Source organism: Sulfuricaulis sp., assembly GCF_040901545.1.
Lineage (GTDB): Bacteria > Pseudomonadota > Gammaproteobacteria > Acidiferrobacterales > Sulfurifustaceae > Sulfuricaulis.
Genome location: NZ_JBBDYL010000045.1, coordinates 299,417 through 314,601, shown reverse-complemented (window position 1 = coordinate 314,601; position 15,185 = coordinate 299,417). Strand labels below are relative to the sequence as shown.

15 protein-coding genes and 2 riboswitches are annotated in these 15,185 nt (G+C 62.5%); of the genes, 1 reads left to right on the top strand and 14 read right to left on the bottom strand.

Going from position 1 to position 15,185, the window contains the following annotated elements:
* Positions 1–220, top strand: a 220-nt coding sequence (locus tag WD823_RS09845; protein ID WP_368429306.1) for a hypothetical protein, incomplete at its 5' end; no start/stop codon positions are given.
* Here the strand turns inward: WD823_RS09845 and tpx (WD823_RS09840) are convergent.
* From tpx (WD823_RS09840) to WD823_RS09775, 14 genes are all read right to left on the bottom strand, one after another.
* The gene (gene tpx / locus WD823_RS09840; protein ID WP_368429305.1) at positions 213–713 is read right to left on the bottom strand and encodes a thiol peroxidase; all 501 of its coding nucleotides are present in this window, start codon (positions 711–713) and stop codon (positions 213–215) included. The genes WD823_RS09845 and tpx (WD823_RS09840) overlap by 8 nt on opposite strands.
* A gap of 9 nt (positions 714–722) precedes the next feature.
* Positions 723–1,223, bottom strand: a complete 501-nt coding sequence (gene tpx / locus WD823_RS09835; protein ID WP_368429304.1) for a thiol peroxidase — start codon at positions 1,221–1,223, stop codon at positions 723–725.
* A 44-nt stretch (positions 1,224–1,267) separates the two neighbouring features.
* Positions 1,268–2,641: an aminomethyl-transferring glycine dehydrogenase subunit GcvPA gene (gene gcvPA / locus WD823_RS09830; RefSeq protein ID WP_368429303.1), complete on the bottom strand. Its 1,374-nt coding sequence runs from the start codon at positions 2,639–2,641 to the stop codon at positions 1,268–1,270.
* Between the two features lie 243 nt (positions 2,642–2,884).
* Positions 2,885–3,280 (bottom strand): glycine cleavage system protein GcvH, encoded by a 396-nt coding sequence (gcvH, locus tag WD823_RS09825; protein WP_368429302.1) that lies wholly within the window; start codon positions 3,278–3,280, stop codon positions 2,885–2,887.
* 15 nt (positions 3,281–3,295) lie between these two features.
* Positions 3,296–4,390, bottom strand: coding sequence for a glycine cleavage system aminomethyltransferase GcvT (gene gcvT, locus WD823_RS09820; protein ID WP_368429301.1), 1,095 nt, complete (start codon positions 4,388–4,390; stop codon positions 3,296–3,298).
* 67 nt (positions 4,391–4,457) lie between these two features.
* Positions 4,458–4,542, bottom strand: a riboswitch (glycine riboswitch).
* Between the two features lie 22 nt (positions 4,543–4,564).
* Positions 4,565–4,657, bottom strand: a riboswitch (glycine riboswitch).
* 117 nt (positions 4,658–4,774) lie between these two features.
* A complete protein-coding gene (locus WD823_RS09815) occupies positions 4,775–6,361 on the bottom strand; it encodes an ABC transporter permease (protein ID WP_368429325.1) in 1,587 nt (528 codons plus the stop codon).
* A 162-nt stretch (positions 6,362–6,523) separates the two neighbouring features.
* Entirely contained in the window at positions 6,524–6,979 is a 456-nt protein-coding gene (locus WD823_RS09810) for a bacterioferritin (RefSeq protein WP_368429300.1), read from the bottom strand.
* The gene (locus WD823_RS09805) at positions 6,976–8,220 is read right to left on the bottom strand and encodes a 2Fe-2S iron-sulfur cluster-binding protein (protein WP_368429299.1); all 1,245 of its coding nucleotides are present in this window, start codon (positions 8,218–8,220) and stop codon (positions 6,976–6,978) included. Before WD823_RS09805 ends, WD823_RS09810 begins: the two co-directional genes overlap by 4 nt.
* A complete protein-coding gene (locus WD823_RS09800; RefSeq protein ID WP_368429298.1) occupies positions 8,217–9,035 on the bottom strand; it encodes a PepSY domain-containing protein in 819 nt (272 codons plus the stop codon). The genes WD823_RS09805 and WD823_RS09800 overlap by 4 nt, the downstream gene beginning before the upstream one ends.
* Entirely contained in the window at positions 9,029–11,251 is a 2,223-nt protein-coding gene (locus WD823_RS09795; RefSeq protein ID WP_368429297.1) for a TonB-dependent receptor plug domain-containing protein, read from the bottom strand. Before WD823_RS09795 ends, WD823_RS09800 begins: the two co-directional genes overlap by 7 nt.
* Positions 11,252–11,340: 89 nt before the next feature.
* A complete protein-coding gene (locus WD823_RS09790) occupies positions 11,341–13,275 on the bottom strand; it encodes an FTR1 family protein (RefSeq protein WP_368429296.1) in 1,935 nt (644 codons plus the stop codon).
* 15 nt (positions 13,276–13,290) lie between these two features.
* On the bottom strand, positions 13,291–13,710 hold the full coding sequence (locus WD823_RS09785) for an ExbD/TolR family protein (protein ID WP_368429295.1): 420 nt from the start codon (positions 13,708–13,710) through the stop codon (positions 13,291–13,293).
* Complete coding sequence (locus WD823_RS09780) at positions 13,707–14,465, bottom strand: MotA/TolQ/ExbB proton channel family protein (protein WP_368429294.1); 759 nt, start codon at positions 14,463–14,465, stop codon at positions 13,707–13,709. The genes WD823_RS09785 and WD823_RS09780 overlap by 4 nt, the downstream gene beginning before the upstream one ends.
* Positions 14,466–14,469: 4 nt before the next feature.
* On the bottom strand, positions 14,470–15,144 hold the full coding sequence (locus tag WD823_RS09775) for a TonB family protein (RefSeq protein WP_368429293.1): 675 nt from the start codon (positions 15,142–15,144) through the stop codon (positions 14,470–14,472).
* Positions 15,145–15,185: the final 41 nt, after the last annotated feature.

Sequence of the window (15,185 nt, the reverse complement as noted above, 5' to 3'; positions counted from 1 at the left end):
TTTCTTTGCGCGAACAAGGAAAAGTCACCTGCCGTGGGTCAGCCACCCACAAGTAATTCGCGGGCGAAGCCCGCTCGACAACAACAACGCTCTCCCGGATTTCGCTACGCTTCATCCGGGCTACAAAACTCTTGGAATCGCGCACAAAACGCGCGATGCCATTCAAACCCTGGATCCCGGCCTGCGCCGGGATGACGAGCGAAAAACGCTCGTCACTTAAGCGCGGCCAGCGCCGCGTCATAATCCGGTTCCTGCCTTATTTCCGGCACCAGCTCGGTGTACACCACCTTGTCGTTCTCGTCGATCACCACGATCGCCCGTGCGGTGATGCCCTGGTACAGGCCGTCTTGCAGGAGCACGCCATAATCCTTGGCGAAGTTCCGGTCGCGCATCATGGACAGGGTTTTGACGTTCATCGTGTTCTCGGCGCTGCAAAAGCGCTTCTGGGCGAACGGCAGGTCGGCCGACACCATGATGATCACGGCATCGGCGTGTTGCTTGGCGTGTTCGTTGAACTTCCGGGTAGACAGCGCGCAAGTCGGCGTATCGATGCTGGGGAAAATATTCAGCAGCTTTTTCTTGCCACGGAAGTCGGCAAGCGACAAGTCTTTCAGATCGGCGTCCGTGAGCCTGAAGTCGGGAGCACGACTGCCTACAGCCGGGAGATCTCCGTTGGTGCGTACCGGATTGCCGCGATGCGTGATATTCGCCATGTCGATACCCTACTTCAATGCGGCCAGTGCGTTGGCATAATTCGGCTCCTGGGCTATTTCCGGCACCAGCTCGGTGTACACCACCTTGTCGTTCTCGTCGATCACCACGATCGCCCGTGCGGTGATGCCCTTGAGCGGTCCGTCCTGGATCAGCACACCGTAGTCCTTGGCGAAGTTCCGGTCACGCATCATGGATAGCGTCTTTACCGAAGCAGTGTTCTCGGTGCTGCAAAAGCGCTTCTGGGCAAAAGGGAGGTCTGCGGATACAACCAGCATGACGGTATCACCGCGGTCCTTGGCGTGATCATTGAACTTCTTTGTCGACAGCGCGCACGTCGGTGTGTCGAGACTCGGTACGATATTCAACAGCTTCTTCTTTCCCTTGAAACTGGAAAGTGACACGTCTTTTAAATCCGCATCGGTAAGATGAAAATCCGGCGCCGTCGCTCCCACCTTCGGGAGGTCACCGCTGGTGTTGACCGGATTTCCTTTCAGCTTGACCTGAGCCATGTTAACGTCTCCTTGAATTAACTGTTTTCAATGACATTGTCTGTCTATGCGCGCGCCGCCGGGTGACGATTCATCAAAGTGTCCAGATGGCTCGCATACCGCTCGATATCTTCTTGCGTGCGGGTTTCGGTCGCACAGACCAACAGTGACTGACCGAGTTGCGGATAGAAACCGGTCAGATCATAACCGCCAAGAATACCTTGATCCTCAAGTGCGCGCAGCGTCTCCTTAACCGGGGACTCGAACCGCAGCACGAATTCGTGAAATACGGGCCGGTTGAATGCGCGCGCAATGCCCTTGATCGCCGTGAGCCGGTTCATCAGCGCCAGGGTATTGGCATGGCAGGCCCGAGCGACACGTTCCAGTCCCTCCGGACCCAACAGCGCCATATAGACGGTGCTTGCCGCCACCACCAACCCCTGGTTGGTGCAGATATTCGAGGTCGCCTTGGAACGGCGGATATGCTGTTCCCGCGCCTGGAGGGTTAGCGTAAACCCCGGTTTGCCGTCTTGGTCCACGGTGCGCCCGATGATGCGCCCGGGCATTTGCCGCACCAGCGGTTGCCGGCAACACATGAAACCGTAGTAAGGACCGCCGGATGACATCGGCGCACCCAGCGGCTGTCCTTCGCCGACCGCAATGTCGGCGCCTTTCTCGCCCCATTCACCCGGCGGCGCCAGAAGCGCGAGTGACATGGGGTTTACCAAGCCAATGACGAACATATTATGGGCATGCGCCCAATCGGTCAGCGCGTCCGCTTCTTCGAGTACGCCGAAAAAATTGGGCTGCGGGACCACGAGCGCGGCAAATTCGCCGTCTTTATATGTATCGAGCGATCTCGGAATCGTGTGCCCGCCTTCCGTGCAATGCGGAATTTCCACGAGGTCAATGTTCTGGTTCGCGACGATGGCATGCACCACTCGTCGATAGACCGGATGTACCGTGGACGGCAACAGGATCCGGCGCGCCTTTTTGTGCGCGCGCACCGTCATCAGCACCGCCTCGGCCAACGCCGACGCGCCGTCGTAGAGCGAGGCGTTCGACACGTCCATCCCGGTGAGCGAGGCCATCATGGTCTGGTATTCGTACAGCAGCTGCAGTGTTCCCTGACTCGCCTCGGCCTGGTAGGGCGTGTAGGCGGAATAAAACTCGCCGCGCGTGACGATCTCCCACACCGCGGCCGGAATGTGATGCTCATACACGCCGGCACCGATGAAATTGAGGTAGGCGCCATCCTGATTCGCACGCGCCTGCATCAGCCGCATCACTTCCATTTCGCTCAGTCCGGCCGGTACCCGCGTCAATTTCCCCGCACGCAGTTCCTCGGGAATTTCGTCGAACAACTCATCAATCGAGCCGACGCCGATGCTTTGCAGCATCGCCTGCACATCGGCGTCGGTATGCGGTATGAACGGCATCTCGTATTTCCTAAAAATTCAATTCACAGGATTGACAGGATTAAAATAGCGCCCAGTGCTCGAGGCGAACGCTCTTTCGGCAATGGGCGCTGTAGCCGCAATGAGCGATGTTTCCATGGGCGCTTCTGCCGCCGTCTCCGAAAGAGCTGCGCCTCGGGATCCGGCGGCTAGGATTAACAAGATTAAAACTTAAAAAACTTTATAAATTAATCCTGTAAATCCTGTTAAACCTGTCTATTTCTTTCAGTGCTTTTCAGACGCCACCAGCGCTTCGTAGGCCTTGGCGTCGAGCAGCCCATCGAGCTCGCTGTTGCTCGCGGGTTTCAAGCGAAACATCCAGCCTGCCCCATAACAATCCTTGTTCACGGTCTCCGGTGCATCGGCCAGCGTGCCGTTCGCTTCGACGATCTCGCCGCTGACCGGCGCGTACACGTCGGAGGCCGCCTTCACCGACTCCACCACGCCGCATTCCTTGCCGGCAGTAACCGTGGTCCCCGCCGACGGCAGTTCCACATAAACCATATCGCCCATGAGGTCCTGGGCGTGATGCGTAATCCCGACGGTGACGGTGCCGTCGCTGTTCAGTTTCAGCCACTCGTGTGACTTGCTGTATTTAAGCTCTTTTGGAATATTGCTCATGGTTGACGCCCCCAATCAAAGACAAGCCTTGCCGTTGCGAACAAAGGGATACTTGACCACCCGCACAATCGCGGGTTTGCCGCGCAGCTCCACCGTGCCGCGGTCTCCGGTCTTGACCGCCGCCGGCACTCGCGCCAGCGCGATCGCCTGATTCAGCGTCGGCGAAAAACTGCCGCTCGTGATTTCGCCTTCGCCCGCGCCATCGCAGGTCACTTTCTGGTGATTGCGCAACACCCCCTTGCCTTCGAGCACGAGTCCGACGAGCTGGCGTGGAACCCCCCGCGCTTTCTGCCGGTCGAGCACTTCGCGACCGATGAAATTACGGTCCGAGGGCTCGAACGCCACGGTCCACGCCAGACCCGATTCAAGGGGGGTGGTCGTTTGATCCATGTCGGAACCGTAGAGATTCATGCCGGCCTCTAGCCGCAGTGTGTCGCGCGCCCCCAATCCGACCGGTGGCACGCCGACTGAGTGCAATTGTTGCCAGGTACGCGGGGCGGAGTTGGCCGGAAGGATAATCTCGAATCCGTCTTCACCGGTATAACCGGTGGTGGCGATGAAGCGGTCGCGCACGGTCACGGAATGAAACGGCTTGAGCGTACCGGCCGAATCACGCAGCGTCTCGCCCAGGGCTTGATACACCTTTTCCTTCGCTTGCGGGCCCTGAATCGCGATCATCGCCAGATCGTCACGCATGGTTACGGTAACACCCCCGAATTTCTTCGCCGCGGCGCTGACCCAGGCCATGTCCTTTTCGCGCGTGGCCGCATTCATCACCACGCGGTACCACGCGTCATCCAGATAGTAGACGATCAAATCGTCGATCACGCCGCCTTTGCCGTTCAACATGCAGCTGTAAAGCGCCTTGCCCTTGGTCTTCAGCTTGTCCACGTTGTTCGCCAGCAGCAGCCGGAAAAAATCACGCACGCCGGCGCCCTTTACATCCACCACGTTCATATGCGAGACGTCGAACATACCGCAATCGTTTCTTACCTTGTGGTGTTCCCCGATCTGGGATCCGTAGTGCAATGGCATGTCCCAGCCGCCGAAGTCCACGATCTTCGCACCCAGTTTGATATGGTCGCTGTATAACGGTGTGCGGTTACCCATGTGAAAATTTATCCTAGCGAAGACGACCGGGTTGATCAAAAAAACAAAAGGGCGATGGCTGAATAACCATCGCCCCTCTGTCCGGTAACCTGAGAGCTTGAGCCCCTTCGGTGGGTGAGCCGTGCGGCCCGCCTCTCTCCAGAGACGACCCAATGCTGCGTCGGCAGACACTGGTTAAATCCTGCAGTCCTTTTGCCTGAGCGATTCCGGGCGGGTTGCGCCTTCGGCGCCACGCGCCAGCCGCGTGGTCTCTCCCACAGAATTGTGCGTCGATTGCGGCACTATAACGCAGTGTCCGGTATGCGCCAAGACGGATCGTTGATCCCCGTCATCCGATCGAACAGCCGGCCAGAATCACCGCGCCGGAATATCCAAGAATCAGATTCAGGTCTTGGTCGGAGACCGGCGCACGAGCAAGACAACCGGAATCAGGCCGGTCAGAATGAGCGTCACGGCCGGCAAAGCCGCGCGATCCCATTGCCCCTCGGAAGTCATCTCGAACACACGGATCGCCAGGGTGTCCCACCCGAAAGGACGCAGCAGGAGGGTGGCGGGCATCTCTTTCATCACTTCGACAAATACGAGGAGTCCTGCGGACAGCAATCCGGTACGCAACAACGGTAACGACACTCTCCAGAGTATCTCCCAATTGCTCGCGCCGAGACTACGCGCCGCCTGCCACAACGTGGGTCGGATGCGCTCGAAACTGCTGTCAATCGGCCCATGGGCGACCGCCATGAAACGCACACCATAGGCCAGCAACAACGCCACCAAGGTTCCAGTAAGCACCGGCCCTATACTCATATCCAAACCCGACCGGAGCGCTTCAATTATCCACTGATCAAACCAGACGAAGGAAACCATGATGCCGACGGCCAGCACGGAACCGGGAAGCGCGTATCCCAGTGTGGCGAAGCGGACGGCGCCGCGAACCAGGCGATCGGGTTTGAGGCGATACGTGTAAGCCAGCAGTAAGGCACAAAACGTGGTCACCAGGGCGGCGGCCGCGCCGAGCAACACGGTATTGATGAAAAAATTGAGATAACGGGAGTCAAAATCCTCGGCAGCAGAACTCCACACCCATATCAGCAGTTGGCCCAGCGGGATCAGGAATGCCAGCGACAAGACCAGGATACAAATCAGGCTTGCGGCCAGCGCGCGTCCGCCCACGAGCCGGTAACGCTCGTCATGTCCGGGTTTGCCGGTCACGTGATAGCGGGCGCGGCCGCGTAATTGCCGTTCCCCGAACAAACCCAGGGCGACAAATAACAGCAGCAACGAAGCCAGTTGGGCGGCCGCCGGCAGCGAGAACAAACCCTGCCAGGACTTGTAAATCGCCGTGGTGAACGTGTCATAGTTGAAGACCGAGACGGCACCGAAATCCGCCAAGGCTTCCATCAGTGCCAGCGCCACTCCGGCCGCGAGGGCCGGGCGCGCCATCGGCAACGCCACGCGCAGAAACGCCACCCACGGCGTGAGGCCGAATACGCGCCCGGTTTCCAGCATGCGACGCCCCTGCGCCAGAAACGCGGCGCGTGCCAGCATATAAACATACGGGTAAAAGGCCAGGATCATTACGGCGACAATGCCGCCGGCCGATCGAATCGGAGGCAACCATATTTCACCGCCAAATAGCGCGCGCAGGGCGGTTTGCAGCGGACCGCTGAAATCAAGCATCGCCACCGCCACGAAGGCAAGCACGTAGGCGGGCATGGCCAGCGGCAACATCAGCGCCCATTCAAAGAATCGTCGCCCCGGAAATTCGCACATCGCGATCAGCCAGGCCAGCCCCGCGCCCAGCACAAAAACGCCGAACCCGACGCCGATCATCAGTACCACCGTGTTTCGCAGCAGTTCGCCGAGAACCGTCTGTACCAGATGCCGCCATATGTCCCCCGCCGGTGAAAACCAGGACAGCATCACGATCAATATCGGCGCCGCCACCATGCAGGCGATGGCGAAACTCGCCATTTGCCACAATCGCACGTTGACGTCGAGCCAGGTTGATATGCCGGTTTCGCGTGCGGGCGATACGCGCAGGGTATCGGTGCTTGCGGTCATCTTGGGGCCACCACGGTTGTTTGTTATCTATACTAGCTCATCTCTCCCGGCCAATAGCACCGTCACGGCCTCTCACCCGGCGAACACGCCGATCTCGCCGGGCCGGCGCAGCATCTTGTCCACCTCGGCGACGTGCATCTCTTCCTTGGCGATCAATTCACGCGTGTATTCCTCGAGCAGCACCGATTTGCCGGCGGCGATGCCGAGCAAGCGGCGATACGCCTCCAGACCCTCGCGCTCGTGCGTCAGCGATTCACGCAGGATGTCGCCGACATCATGCTTGTGCGTCTCGAGCAGCGGACCGATGGCGAGCGAAGGATGGCCGCCGAGCGCGGTAACGAGCTCGCCCGCGCGCTGCGCGTGGCCCAGGGACTCCTGAGCCTGCGCGCGCAACCAGTCGACGATGGGGATGCGGTTATAGCCGTAAACCATCAGGGAGTAGTGCGAATAGCGCACCGCGCCCGCCATTTCGAGCTCGAGAATCTTGTTCAATGCCTCGATGGCCTTGGACTTTTCACTTTCATTCATGACTTGTCGCTCCTGTTTTCAGTATGGTGCCATTGCACATCTTGTACCGGCGCAACCCGACCATTGGCATCGCCGGTGGTCCTGGCGCGTGTTTCCGGAACCCCGGTTGCGCCACCCAGCTGTAATCGCAGATCGCCGCGCGGCACGGTGCAGCAGGCAAGAATCTGTCCCGGACCGGGATCGGTCTCCGGCGGTATGGTCCATGCCACCTCACCTTCGACAAGCCTCAGGCGACACAGGCCGCAGGCCCCGGCACGGCAATCGGCGGCGATCGGCAGCTTGTGCTGCTCGAAGAAACATAACAACGACGACTGCGCCTGGAACGCGGGCGCCGCGGTGCCATTGATGACGATCTGATAACTGCGCGTATCCGTATTTTCGGTATCGGCGGAGAATCGTTCGTGGTGAATGTGCGAATCCGGTGCGCCCAGACCACGCAACACCGAGATCGCGTGTTCGAGCATCTTGTTCGAAGCGCACAGAAAAAACGCGGCGGCCTCGGGTCGGGGAATCCCGGCACTGATCACGCTGGCGTCGATCCGGCCACGCCGTCCCAACCAGTCCGTCGCGGGTCGCGAGATGAGCGGCACAAAACGAAACCATGGCACTTGTCCGGCCAGTTGCTCGAACTCGGCGCGATACATGAGTTCCTGTTCATGCCTCACGCAATAAAAGAGAGTCAGGCGTTGCCGTTGATCCATGCGCCGGACCGTGACAAGCCGGTGCACCATCGCGCGTAACGGCGTGATGCCGATGCCGCCCGCGATCAAACTGACCTCCCGGTCACGGACATCTTCCGGTTTCAGCACGAACGTTCCGCGCGGCGGCTCGACGGCGATGCGACAACCGGGCTGCGCGTTCGCATACAGCCATTGCGACACCAAACCCCCGGCCTCGCGCCGGATGGCGAGCTCATAACGGCGTGGACGGCGCTGCCAGCTCGCGAGCGAGTAGCAACGGCGCGCGGCGCCGTCGGGGAGCATGACGGTCAAATACTGACCCGCGGCGAACGCCGGCAGCCGACGCCACCAGCCATCGCGCGCCAGCACGAGGCGGAACAGGTCGGGACCGAAATCCTCGCGCTCGACGACCCGCAACCGCAACGGCCATCGTGCCTGGCGGGCAAAGTGGACGCGCAGGCTCGCGCGCAGCCGCCATGCCAGCCCGCCGGCGAACACGGCCGCCGTCCACGAAGTCAGGCCGGCGGCGACGATAACCAGCGCCCAGATGGTATGCGTCATCCCGCCTCTGGCTGCTTCGGCAGTGAGGCCCGCAACGCGCGATTTTCCTCCTCGAGCAGGGCCGTGTGACGCCGCTGAGAGCGCCACCAAAGCAGCATGCCGGTGATGCCGAGGAAGACCATGACGCCGCCGACCAGATCGATCCAGATCCACTCGGCTTGCTTGCCGAGGAAGGCCTTGCCGGTGTGCACGTCCATGACGAGATTGGCGAAGCTGACGCGCTTCGCCATTGTTTTATCGGCCGGCACGACGGCCAGTGCCTGCTGCGCCGCCGGCGCGGCTTGCCAGTTGACGCCGTCACGGCTCGTCATCAGGCCTTCGTCCTTGAGCGCAACGACCACGCTGCCGTCCGGTTGGCGATTGGCGCTCCAGGCATCGCCCGCGACGGTCTTGGTCCAGCCGTTACGTCCCTGCACCCAGACGCCGTTTTTGGCCGCCGCCACCAGCCCGAACGGCGCCGCCACGATGTCGCGTATCTCGGTATGGCCGATTTCCCGGACCGCGTCGGCACGTCCCTGCCGCATCTGGTACAGCCCGGCCTTGGTGCCGATCCACTGTGTGCCGTCCGCAAGCGCCAGGCTGGTACGCACGGTCCGGCGCTCGTCGGCCGGCGCTTCGCGGTAACCCGGCAGCCACGCCACGGCGCGGGTGATATCCACGTTTTTGAGACCGAGTTCGTGCTCGTGGGCCAGAAAGACGGCGGTCAGCGCCACCAGCAATATGGGAACGATCAGAATGACCGATACCCAGACGTGCCAGTCACGGGCTTTCAGATTGAGTCGCATGGATGTTCTCCTCGATTGTTGAATTACCATTTGCCTTCCAGCGCCACGAACACGGCCGGACCGCCGCGCTCGACTTCCAGGGTCTTCTTGGTGAGCTGGCCGGACGCGTTGAACTCGGACTTGTCCTTGTCTTTTTTCATGTCGAGCAGGTTCGCGGCCGTCAGCCGCAGCGCCGCGGTTTTGCTCAAGCGTTTCATGACGTAGAGGTCCAGCAATTTCTGCTCGGGCTCGACGTCCAGCTTGAGCGGCTCGGCGGGGTTCTTCACGAAGCGCGGCGTGTAGTTGTAGTTCACGCCCCAGGCCGCGTCCCAGCGCGGCAGCTGCCAGTCGAAGCCGACGTTGTAGACGTACGGCGGCTGGTCCTTGATGCGCGTCTCGATGCCGGTCACGCTGTCCACGAGTTCGGAATAAAGCCGGGTGTAATTGAAGCGCAACATCAGTTCCGGCATCCCCCAGATATCCATGCGCGGCCGCGCGTCCAGCTCCACGCCCCAGACCCCGGCGTCGCCCACGTTCTGCGGGCGGCTGACGTAGCGTGTGTCCCCCAGCGCGGTGCGGCTTTCCACCTTGTCATGGATGTCGCGGTAAAACAGGTTGGCGCCGAACACGCCGCCGTGGCGCGGCAGAAAATGCTCCCAGCCCAGCTCCCAGCCCGTGGCCGTTTCCGGTTTCAGGTCGGGGTTGCCGGACTTGTCCGGGTCGGTCAGCGTGCCGGTCTTGGTCTCGGTCAGCGGCGACAGGTCGTCGAACTTGGGCGGCTTGAAGGTCTCGGTGACGCTGGCGCGCAGGTTGTTGCGGCCGTTTACGCGCCATAGATAATGCAGCGACGGCGAAACCGCGTTGAAGCTCCCGGGGAAGCTCTGGCCGCCGGCCTCGGCCTCGCGGGCAATCCGCTGCGCGCGCAGACCGGGGGTGAGGACGTGCGCGGCGCCGAGCCCGATCTCGTCCTGGAGGAAGGCGGTCCAGCGTTGCTCCCGGATGTCGAAGTTGTCGCCCCGACCGGATGTCTTGGGGACGCCGTTTTCGGTGGTGACCTTGACGTCCTCGCGCGACTTGTCGGCGTACTCCAGACCGGTGCCGAGCTGGTGGCGGCCGAGCGTCCGGCTCCACTTAAGTCCGGTGAACCATTCACCCTCGTCCTGCTCGGCATCCTCCACGGCGGTCTTGGTCAGCGCGCCGGCGGCGTTGTATTCGAGCGTGGTTTTGTCTTTCTCCTCGCCACCGCGTTGCACGGCGGCATAAACGGACAGGGAACCATTGCCGGCCAGCTTGTGTTTCCATTCCGCGCGCAGGCGCGCGATCTCGCGCAGCTTGTCCTCGGTTTCGTCCCGGGTCCCGTCGCCCACGTAGTCCGCGCCGGTGGCCGGCGTGTTGTACTTGAACTTGTCCACGTGCCTGGTCTTGGTTTCATCGGTGCGCGAAAAGAAAGACGTCAGCACCAGTTCGTCACCGCCGTCGAGTTTCACGTTCACGCGCGGCGAGAAATCCAGGCCGTCGGAAGTGGTGCGCTCGTCCTCGAATTCGTCCTTCCAGCTGTTGCGCACGCCGGTGGCCGCGACAAAACCTTCCTCGCTCTTCGATTTGGTCTTCAGTTCGCCGCGTTGTCCCACCGAGGCGTTGAAAAGCCACCGCACATCGCCGGTCGCATCGCCGTACTGGCCGGAAACATTCCAGGTGTCCTTGTGGGTCTTTTCGCCGAACACCCGGCCGGTGACCAAACGCCCACCGGTGACACGCGTAGTGGGCGCGTCGCGCAGCACGATGTTGATGGTGCCGGCCAACCCCTCGTTGGGCAGGTCCGCGGTCGGGGCGCGGATGATCTCGATGCGCTCCACTATGTCGAGCGGCAGGCGGTCCACCTGGATCTGGCGCTCCTTGCCGCCGCCCGGCACCGGCTCGCCGTCAATGAGTATCTGGGTGTAACCCTTGTCCATGCCGCGCAGGCGCACGTCCTTGGGAGTGCCGGGGGGGCCGGTGAAGGTGACGCTCGGCAGGCGCCGCAGGTAATCACCCACGGTCAGTTCGTTCATGCGGTCCAGCTCCTCCCGGCCATAGACCAGACGCGTGGCCGGTGCGGTCTGGCGCGCCTCGAAGTCGTCCCGGTCGGCCTGCACGACGATTTCGGGCAGGGTGGCATCGGCCGCGCCGGATGAGGCCTGCGCATCCTTGTCTTCTTCGGCATTCACTGTCGGTAATATCAGCGTCATCAAAATTACCGCCATCAGCGGCTTATGCTTAAGTTGCATGTATTCCTCGTAAAAGATTAGAACGCGAGGCTGGCTACTTAAGCGAAGGCTCGTTGGCTGGCAGTGCTTATACTGTTAACCCTTGAGTTTCATTTCTCCCCTGTATCGTCCATAACGGGCTTTCCCTTGCGCATGGCCCACCACAGGCCGAAAACGCTCAAAATCAACGCCGCGGCCTGCGCACCCAGCGTCTGCAAGGTGGGATAAATCCCGAGCATGGGAACAGCGATGAAATTGACGGCGTCAGCGCCGATCTTGCCTGCCTCCTGCAACGCAGCGATGCCCTGGCCGGTGAAGACCACCGCGAGCACCAGCAGCACGATGCCCGAGACGGAGAAGAACAGGCCGATGGGCAGTTTTACGCTCGCCCGCAGAATCGCCCAGGCCACCGCGATGATCAGCACCGAGGCCAGCGCCAGTCCACCGAACAACGCACCGTGGCCCTCAGGTCCCGCCTGTGCCGCCAGCGCCTGATAGAACAGCACGGTCTCGAAGGCCTCGCGATACACCGCGAGGAAAGAGATGAGCGCCAGGGTCCATACCGTTCCCCTGGATAGGGCGCCGCTGACCTTGTCGGCGATGAACTTCTGCCATGCTTGGCTGTGTGATTTGCTGTGCAGCCAATAGCCGACGTAGAGCAGCATCGCCGCTGCGACCAGGGCGGTCACGCCTTCGGTGATTTCGCGGCCGGCGCCTGAAATTTCCACCAGGTAACTCGATACCACCCAAGTGACGAAACCCAGCACCAACGCCGCGATCCAGCCCGCGTGCACCCAGCGGCGCGCCTCGGTGCGGCCGGCGCGCGTCAGGAAAGCGAGGATCGCGGCCACGACCAGGATCGCCTCGGCACCCTCGCGCAACAGAATGACAAGAGCACTGACAAAAGTCGTGGCGGATGAGAGCTGGGTATTGTCGAGTTTTTCGCGGGCCTCAATAAGCAGTCCCTGCACCACGGCCGCCTGCTTTTCGGCCTGTTGGATATCCGCGCCCGACTGCAACAAGGCGCGATACCCCATCATTTCGCGCTCGGTGCGCGTCATCAATTCGGCGTCCACGTTGCGCAGGCTCGACTCAACCAGCTCGAAACCCTCGAGATAGGCCTGGATGGCGAGCTGCGCCGCCTCCGCGCGCCGGCTCGCGCGATAGGCTTCGAGACTCTTGTCGAGCGTGGCGATAGCGAACTCGATGGGGGACGGTTTCGCCGTCACCATGGCCTGCGGGTTCGCGCGCAGGTACGCCTGTAGCGCCACGCCATCGTCGCCGAGACGCTCCCTAGCCTCGTTCGCGGAGAGCGTCGCCACATTTTTCAGATCGGGAAAGTTGTCGCGTCCCTTGCCCGCGGTCCACAATGCCGCGCCGCGTTCGCGCGCCGCCTCGTTCGGGACGAAATTGGCGACGTAAAACGCCAGCGCCCAGCGGACATTTTCGCTCAGGTGCCCGTACGCGGCCATACCGGTGCCGTTCACGCCGAGCGTAATCGTGTTGTAAAGGCCGTTCGCGCTGCGGCTCGCCATGCGTTCGGCATCGTGAAAGTTCGATGGCGCGGGGTCGAGCCCCTGCCCGGCCGGCCCGTCGCCGTGCCCCTCGGCGCCGTGGCAGGCGGCGCAGTATTCCTTATAAAGCGACGCGCCGGCTTTCAGGTCCGGGGCGGCTTTAGGCGCAATCTGAAGGTTGTACACGTGGATCAGCGCCCAGCGCAAGGCCGTCGCCTGGGCCGCAACCTCGGCGGGGGAAGCCTTGGCGTCGACGTGGCCCGCGAGCGCGGAAGCCTCCGAGAGGAGCTTTGGCCGCGCCGCGTTTTCCGGCAACCCCTGAATCAGGACTTGCACCTGGGCGGCGAACTCGCGCATCTCCCGGTACTCGTCGGCGTTCTTCACCCTACCGTTCTCGACCGCCTCGGCGTAATCCACCGCCACGTAATCGAGCAGGTGCAGCGCGGTCTGGGCCGGCTCCGCCGCCCGGGCCGGAACCGCACCCGCCAGGATGAATAACAGCGATAACAGCGAGACGAGATAACGTTGCATGATGCTTTTCCCCGATTATTTTCCGGCGCCCGGATCGGTCACGAGGCCGATACGCTCCAGCCCGGCGCGCTTGGCCTCGGCCATGATCTCGGCGATGAGCTGATAGCGGGTGTCGCGGTCGGCGCGCACGTGCAGCACCGGTTGGGGCTCTTGTGGCGCGGTCTGCGCGAGCGCGCGCGACAGCGCCGCGCGGTCGAGCGGCCGGTTGTTCCAGAAGAAGACGCCGTGTTCGTCGATGGCGAGCGTGACGGTCTCGGGCTTCTCGTTATTCGGCTGCGCGTGAGTCTGCGGCAGATTGACCCGGATCGAATGCGTGAACAGCGGCGCGGTGAGGATGAAGACGACCAGCAGCACCAGCATCACGTCCACCAGCGGCGTCACGTTGATCTCGCTCATCGGGCGCGAGAGGTTGTTTTCGTCGAAGGAACCGATCACGCCGGGACTCCTTTGAGCGCGGGTTTAAGCGGCACGGCGGGCGCCGCCTGCCCGTCGAGCCGGGTGCCGCTGGTGAGCCAGGTATGCAGGTCGTGCGCAAAGCCGTCGAGCTCGGCCACGATCACGCGATTGGCGCGGGTGAAGGCGTTGTAGGCGAGCACCGCCGGGATCGCGACCGCGAGGCCCGCGGCGGTCATGATCAGCGCCTCGCCCACGGGCCCGGCAACTTTATCCAATGTAGCGATGCCACCGGTGCCGATGCCGAGCAGCGCGTGATAAACGCCCCAGACCGTGCCGAACAGACCCACGAACGGCGCCACCGCGCCGATCGAGGCGAGCACGCTGAGCCCCGATTCCAGCCGCAGGTTTTCGCGCACGAGCGTCTGGCGCAGCGTGCGCACCACGAGGTCGGATAGTGACGTTTGGTCGCCCAGGCGCTCGGCGCGACTGCGATGCTGCTGACGATGCTCCGCGGCCTGGATCGCGCCGAAGGCGAGCCGCGCCGCCGGCTCGGCGGCGCGGTGATCGCGCAGGAACTGCGCGGCTTCTTTCAGGTTGGGCGCGTCCCAGAAGCGGACGATAATGCCGTCACGGCGGCGGCGCGCTTGCCAGATGCGCCACGCCTTCGCAAAGATGAGATACCACGCGATGAGCGACATGCCGAGCAGGACCAGCGCGACACCGGTACCGATGGGGTCGAGTTGGCCCAGGAAAGCCTGAAGACCGAAATAATTTGGATGATTCGTCGCGGGCATGGCGCTAGCCTTCCAAGGTGAAGGACACCGGCACCAAGACCCAGGCCGGCACCGGAGTATTGCCCTGCTGCGCGGGGATAAAGCGCCATTGGCGCACCGCTTCGAGCGCGGCCCGATCCAGCCGCGAGAAACCGCTTGAACGATTGATCCGGATTTCGGCCGGCTGGCCGTCGGCGCGTACCAGCGCGCGCAGCATCACGCGGCCCTGCTCACCCAAGCGCCGCGACAGCGTCGGGTAGACCGGCGGCGGGTTGTTGAGGTAATCGGCGTTGAAGCGCGGCAGCGTGATCGAGGATTCCGGCGCCAGCGCATCGTCCACCGGCCGTGTCTCGGCCGACGCTTGCTCCGACGCCTTCGCCGTGGAGGCAGATGGCAACGCTATCATCGGTTCCGGCGCCGCGTTCGCCGGAGTTGCCTCGGCCGGTGCCGGTTCCGGCGCTTTCGTCACCGGAACGGGCCGCGGTGATTTCGGGGCCGGACGCGGTTCGGCCAAAGGCTTGGGCGGGGCCGTCACGCGCTCCTGTCCCGCCGATTCGATGAGGCTCACCATGACCGGCACCGCCACGGTGGTCGAGCTGCGGGCGCCATCGGCCTGCAGCAGCGCGAGGCCGAACGCCGCGTGCAGGGCGACGGTGGCCGCCACGCTGGGCGAGTAAATTTGAGATTTCAGGTACGCCATTGCCAAACCCTCCAGAAACTCGTCGTCCGAAACGTTCGGAT

Excerpts from the sequence above, each read along its gene's own strand:
- WD823_RS09810 (WP_368429300.1), bottom strand. The coding sequence starts at position 6,979 with ATGAATGAAAGTGAAAAGTCCAAGGCCATCGAGGCATTGAACAAGATT.
- tpx (WP_368429304.1), bottom strand. The coding sequence starts at position 1,223 with ATGGCTCAGGTCAAGCTGAAAGGAAATCCGGTCAACACCAGCGGTGAC.
- gcvPA (WP_368429303.1), bottom strand. The coding sequence starts at position 2,641 with ATGCCGTTCATACCGCATACCGACGCCGATGTGCAGGCGATGCTGCAA.
- gcvT (WP_368429301.1), bottom strand. The coding sequence starts at position 4,390 with ATGGGTAACCGCACACCGTTATACAGCGACCATATCAAACTGGGTGCG.
- WD823_RS09780 (WP_368429294.1), bottom strand. The coding sequence starts at position 14,465 with ATGCCCGCGACGAATCATCCAAATTATTTCGGTCTTCAGGCTTTCCTG.
- WD823_RS09800 (WP_368429298.1), bottom strand. The coding sequence starts at position 9,035 with ATGGTAATTCAACAATCGAGGAGAACATCCATGCGACTCAATCTGAAA.
- gcvH (WP_368429302.1), bottom strand. The coding sequence starts at position 3,280 with ATGAGCAATATTCCAAAAGAGCTTAAATACAGCAAGTCACACGAGTGG.
- WD823_RS09795 (WP_368429297.1), bottom strand. The coding sequence starts at position 11,251 with ATGCAACTTAAGCATAAGCCGCTGATGGCGGTAATTTTGATGACGCTG.
- tpx (WP_368429305.1), bottom strand. The coding sequence starts at position 713 with ATGGCGAATATCACGCATCGCGGCAATCCGGTACGCACCAACGGAGAT.
- WD823_RS09805 (WP_368429299.1), bottom strand. The coding sequence starts at position 8,220 with ATGACGCATACCATCTGGGCGCTGGTTATCGTCGCCGCCGGCCTGACT.
- WD823_RS09815 (WP_368429325.1), bottom strand. The coding sequence starts at position 6,361 with ATGGCGAGTTTCGCCATCGCCTGCATGGTGGCGGCGCCGATATTGATC.
- WD823_RS09790 (WP_368429296.1), bottom strand. The coding sequence starts at position 13,275 with ATGCAACGTTATCTCGTCTCGCTGTTATCGCTGTTATTCATCCTGGCG.
- WD823_RS09775 (WP_368429293.1), bottom strand. The coding sequence starts at position 15,144 with ATGGCGTACCTGAAATCTCAAATTTACTCGCCCAGCGTGGCGGCCACC.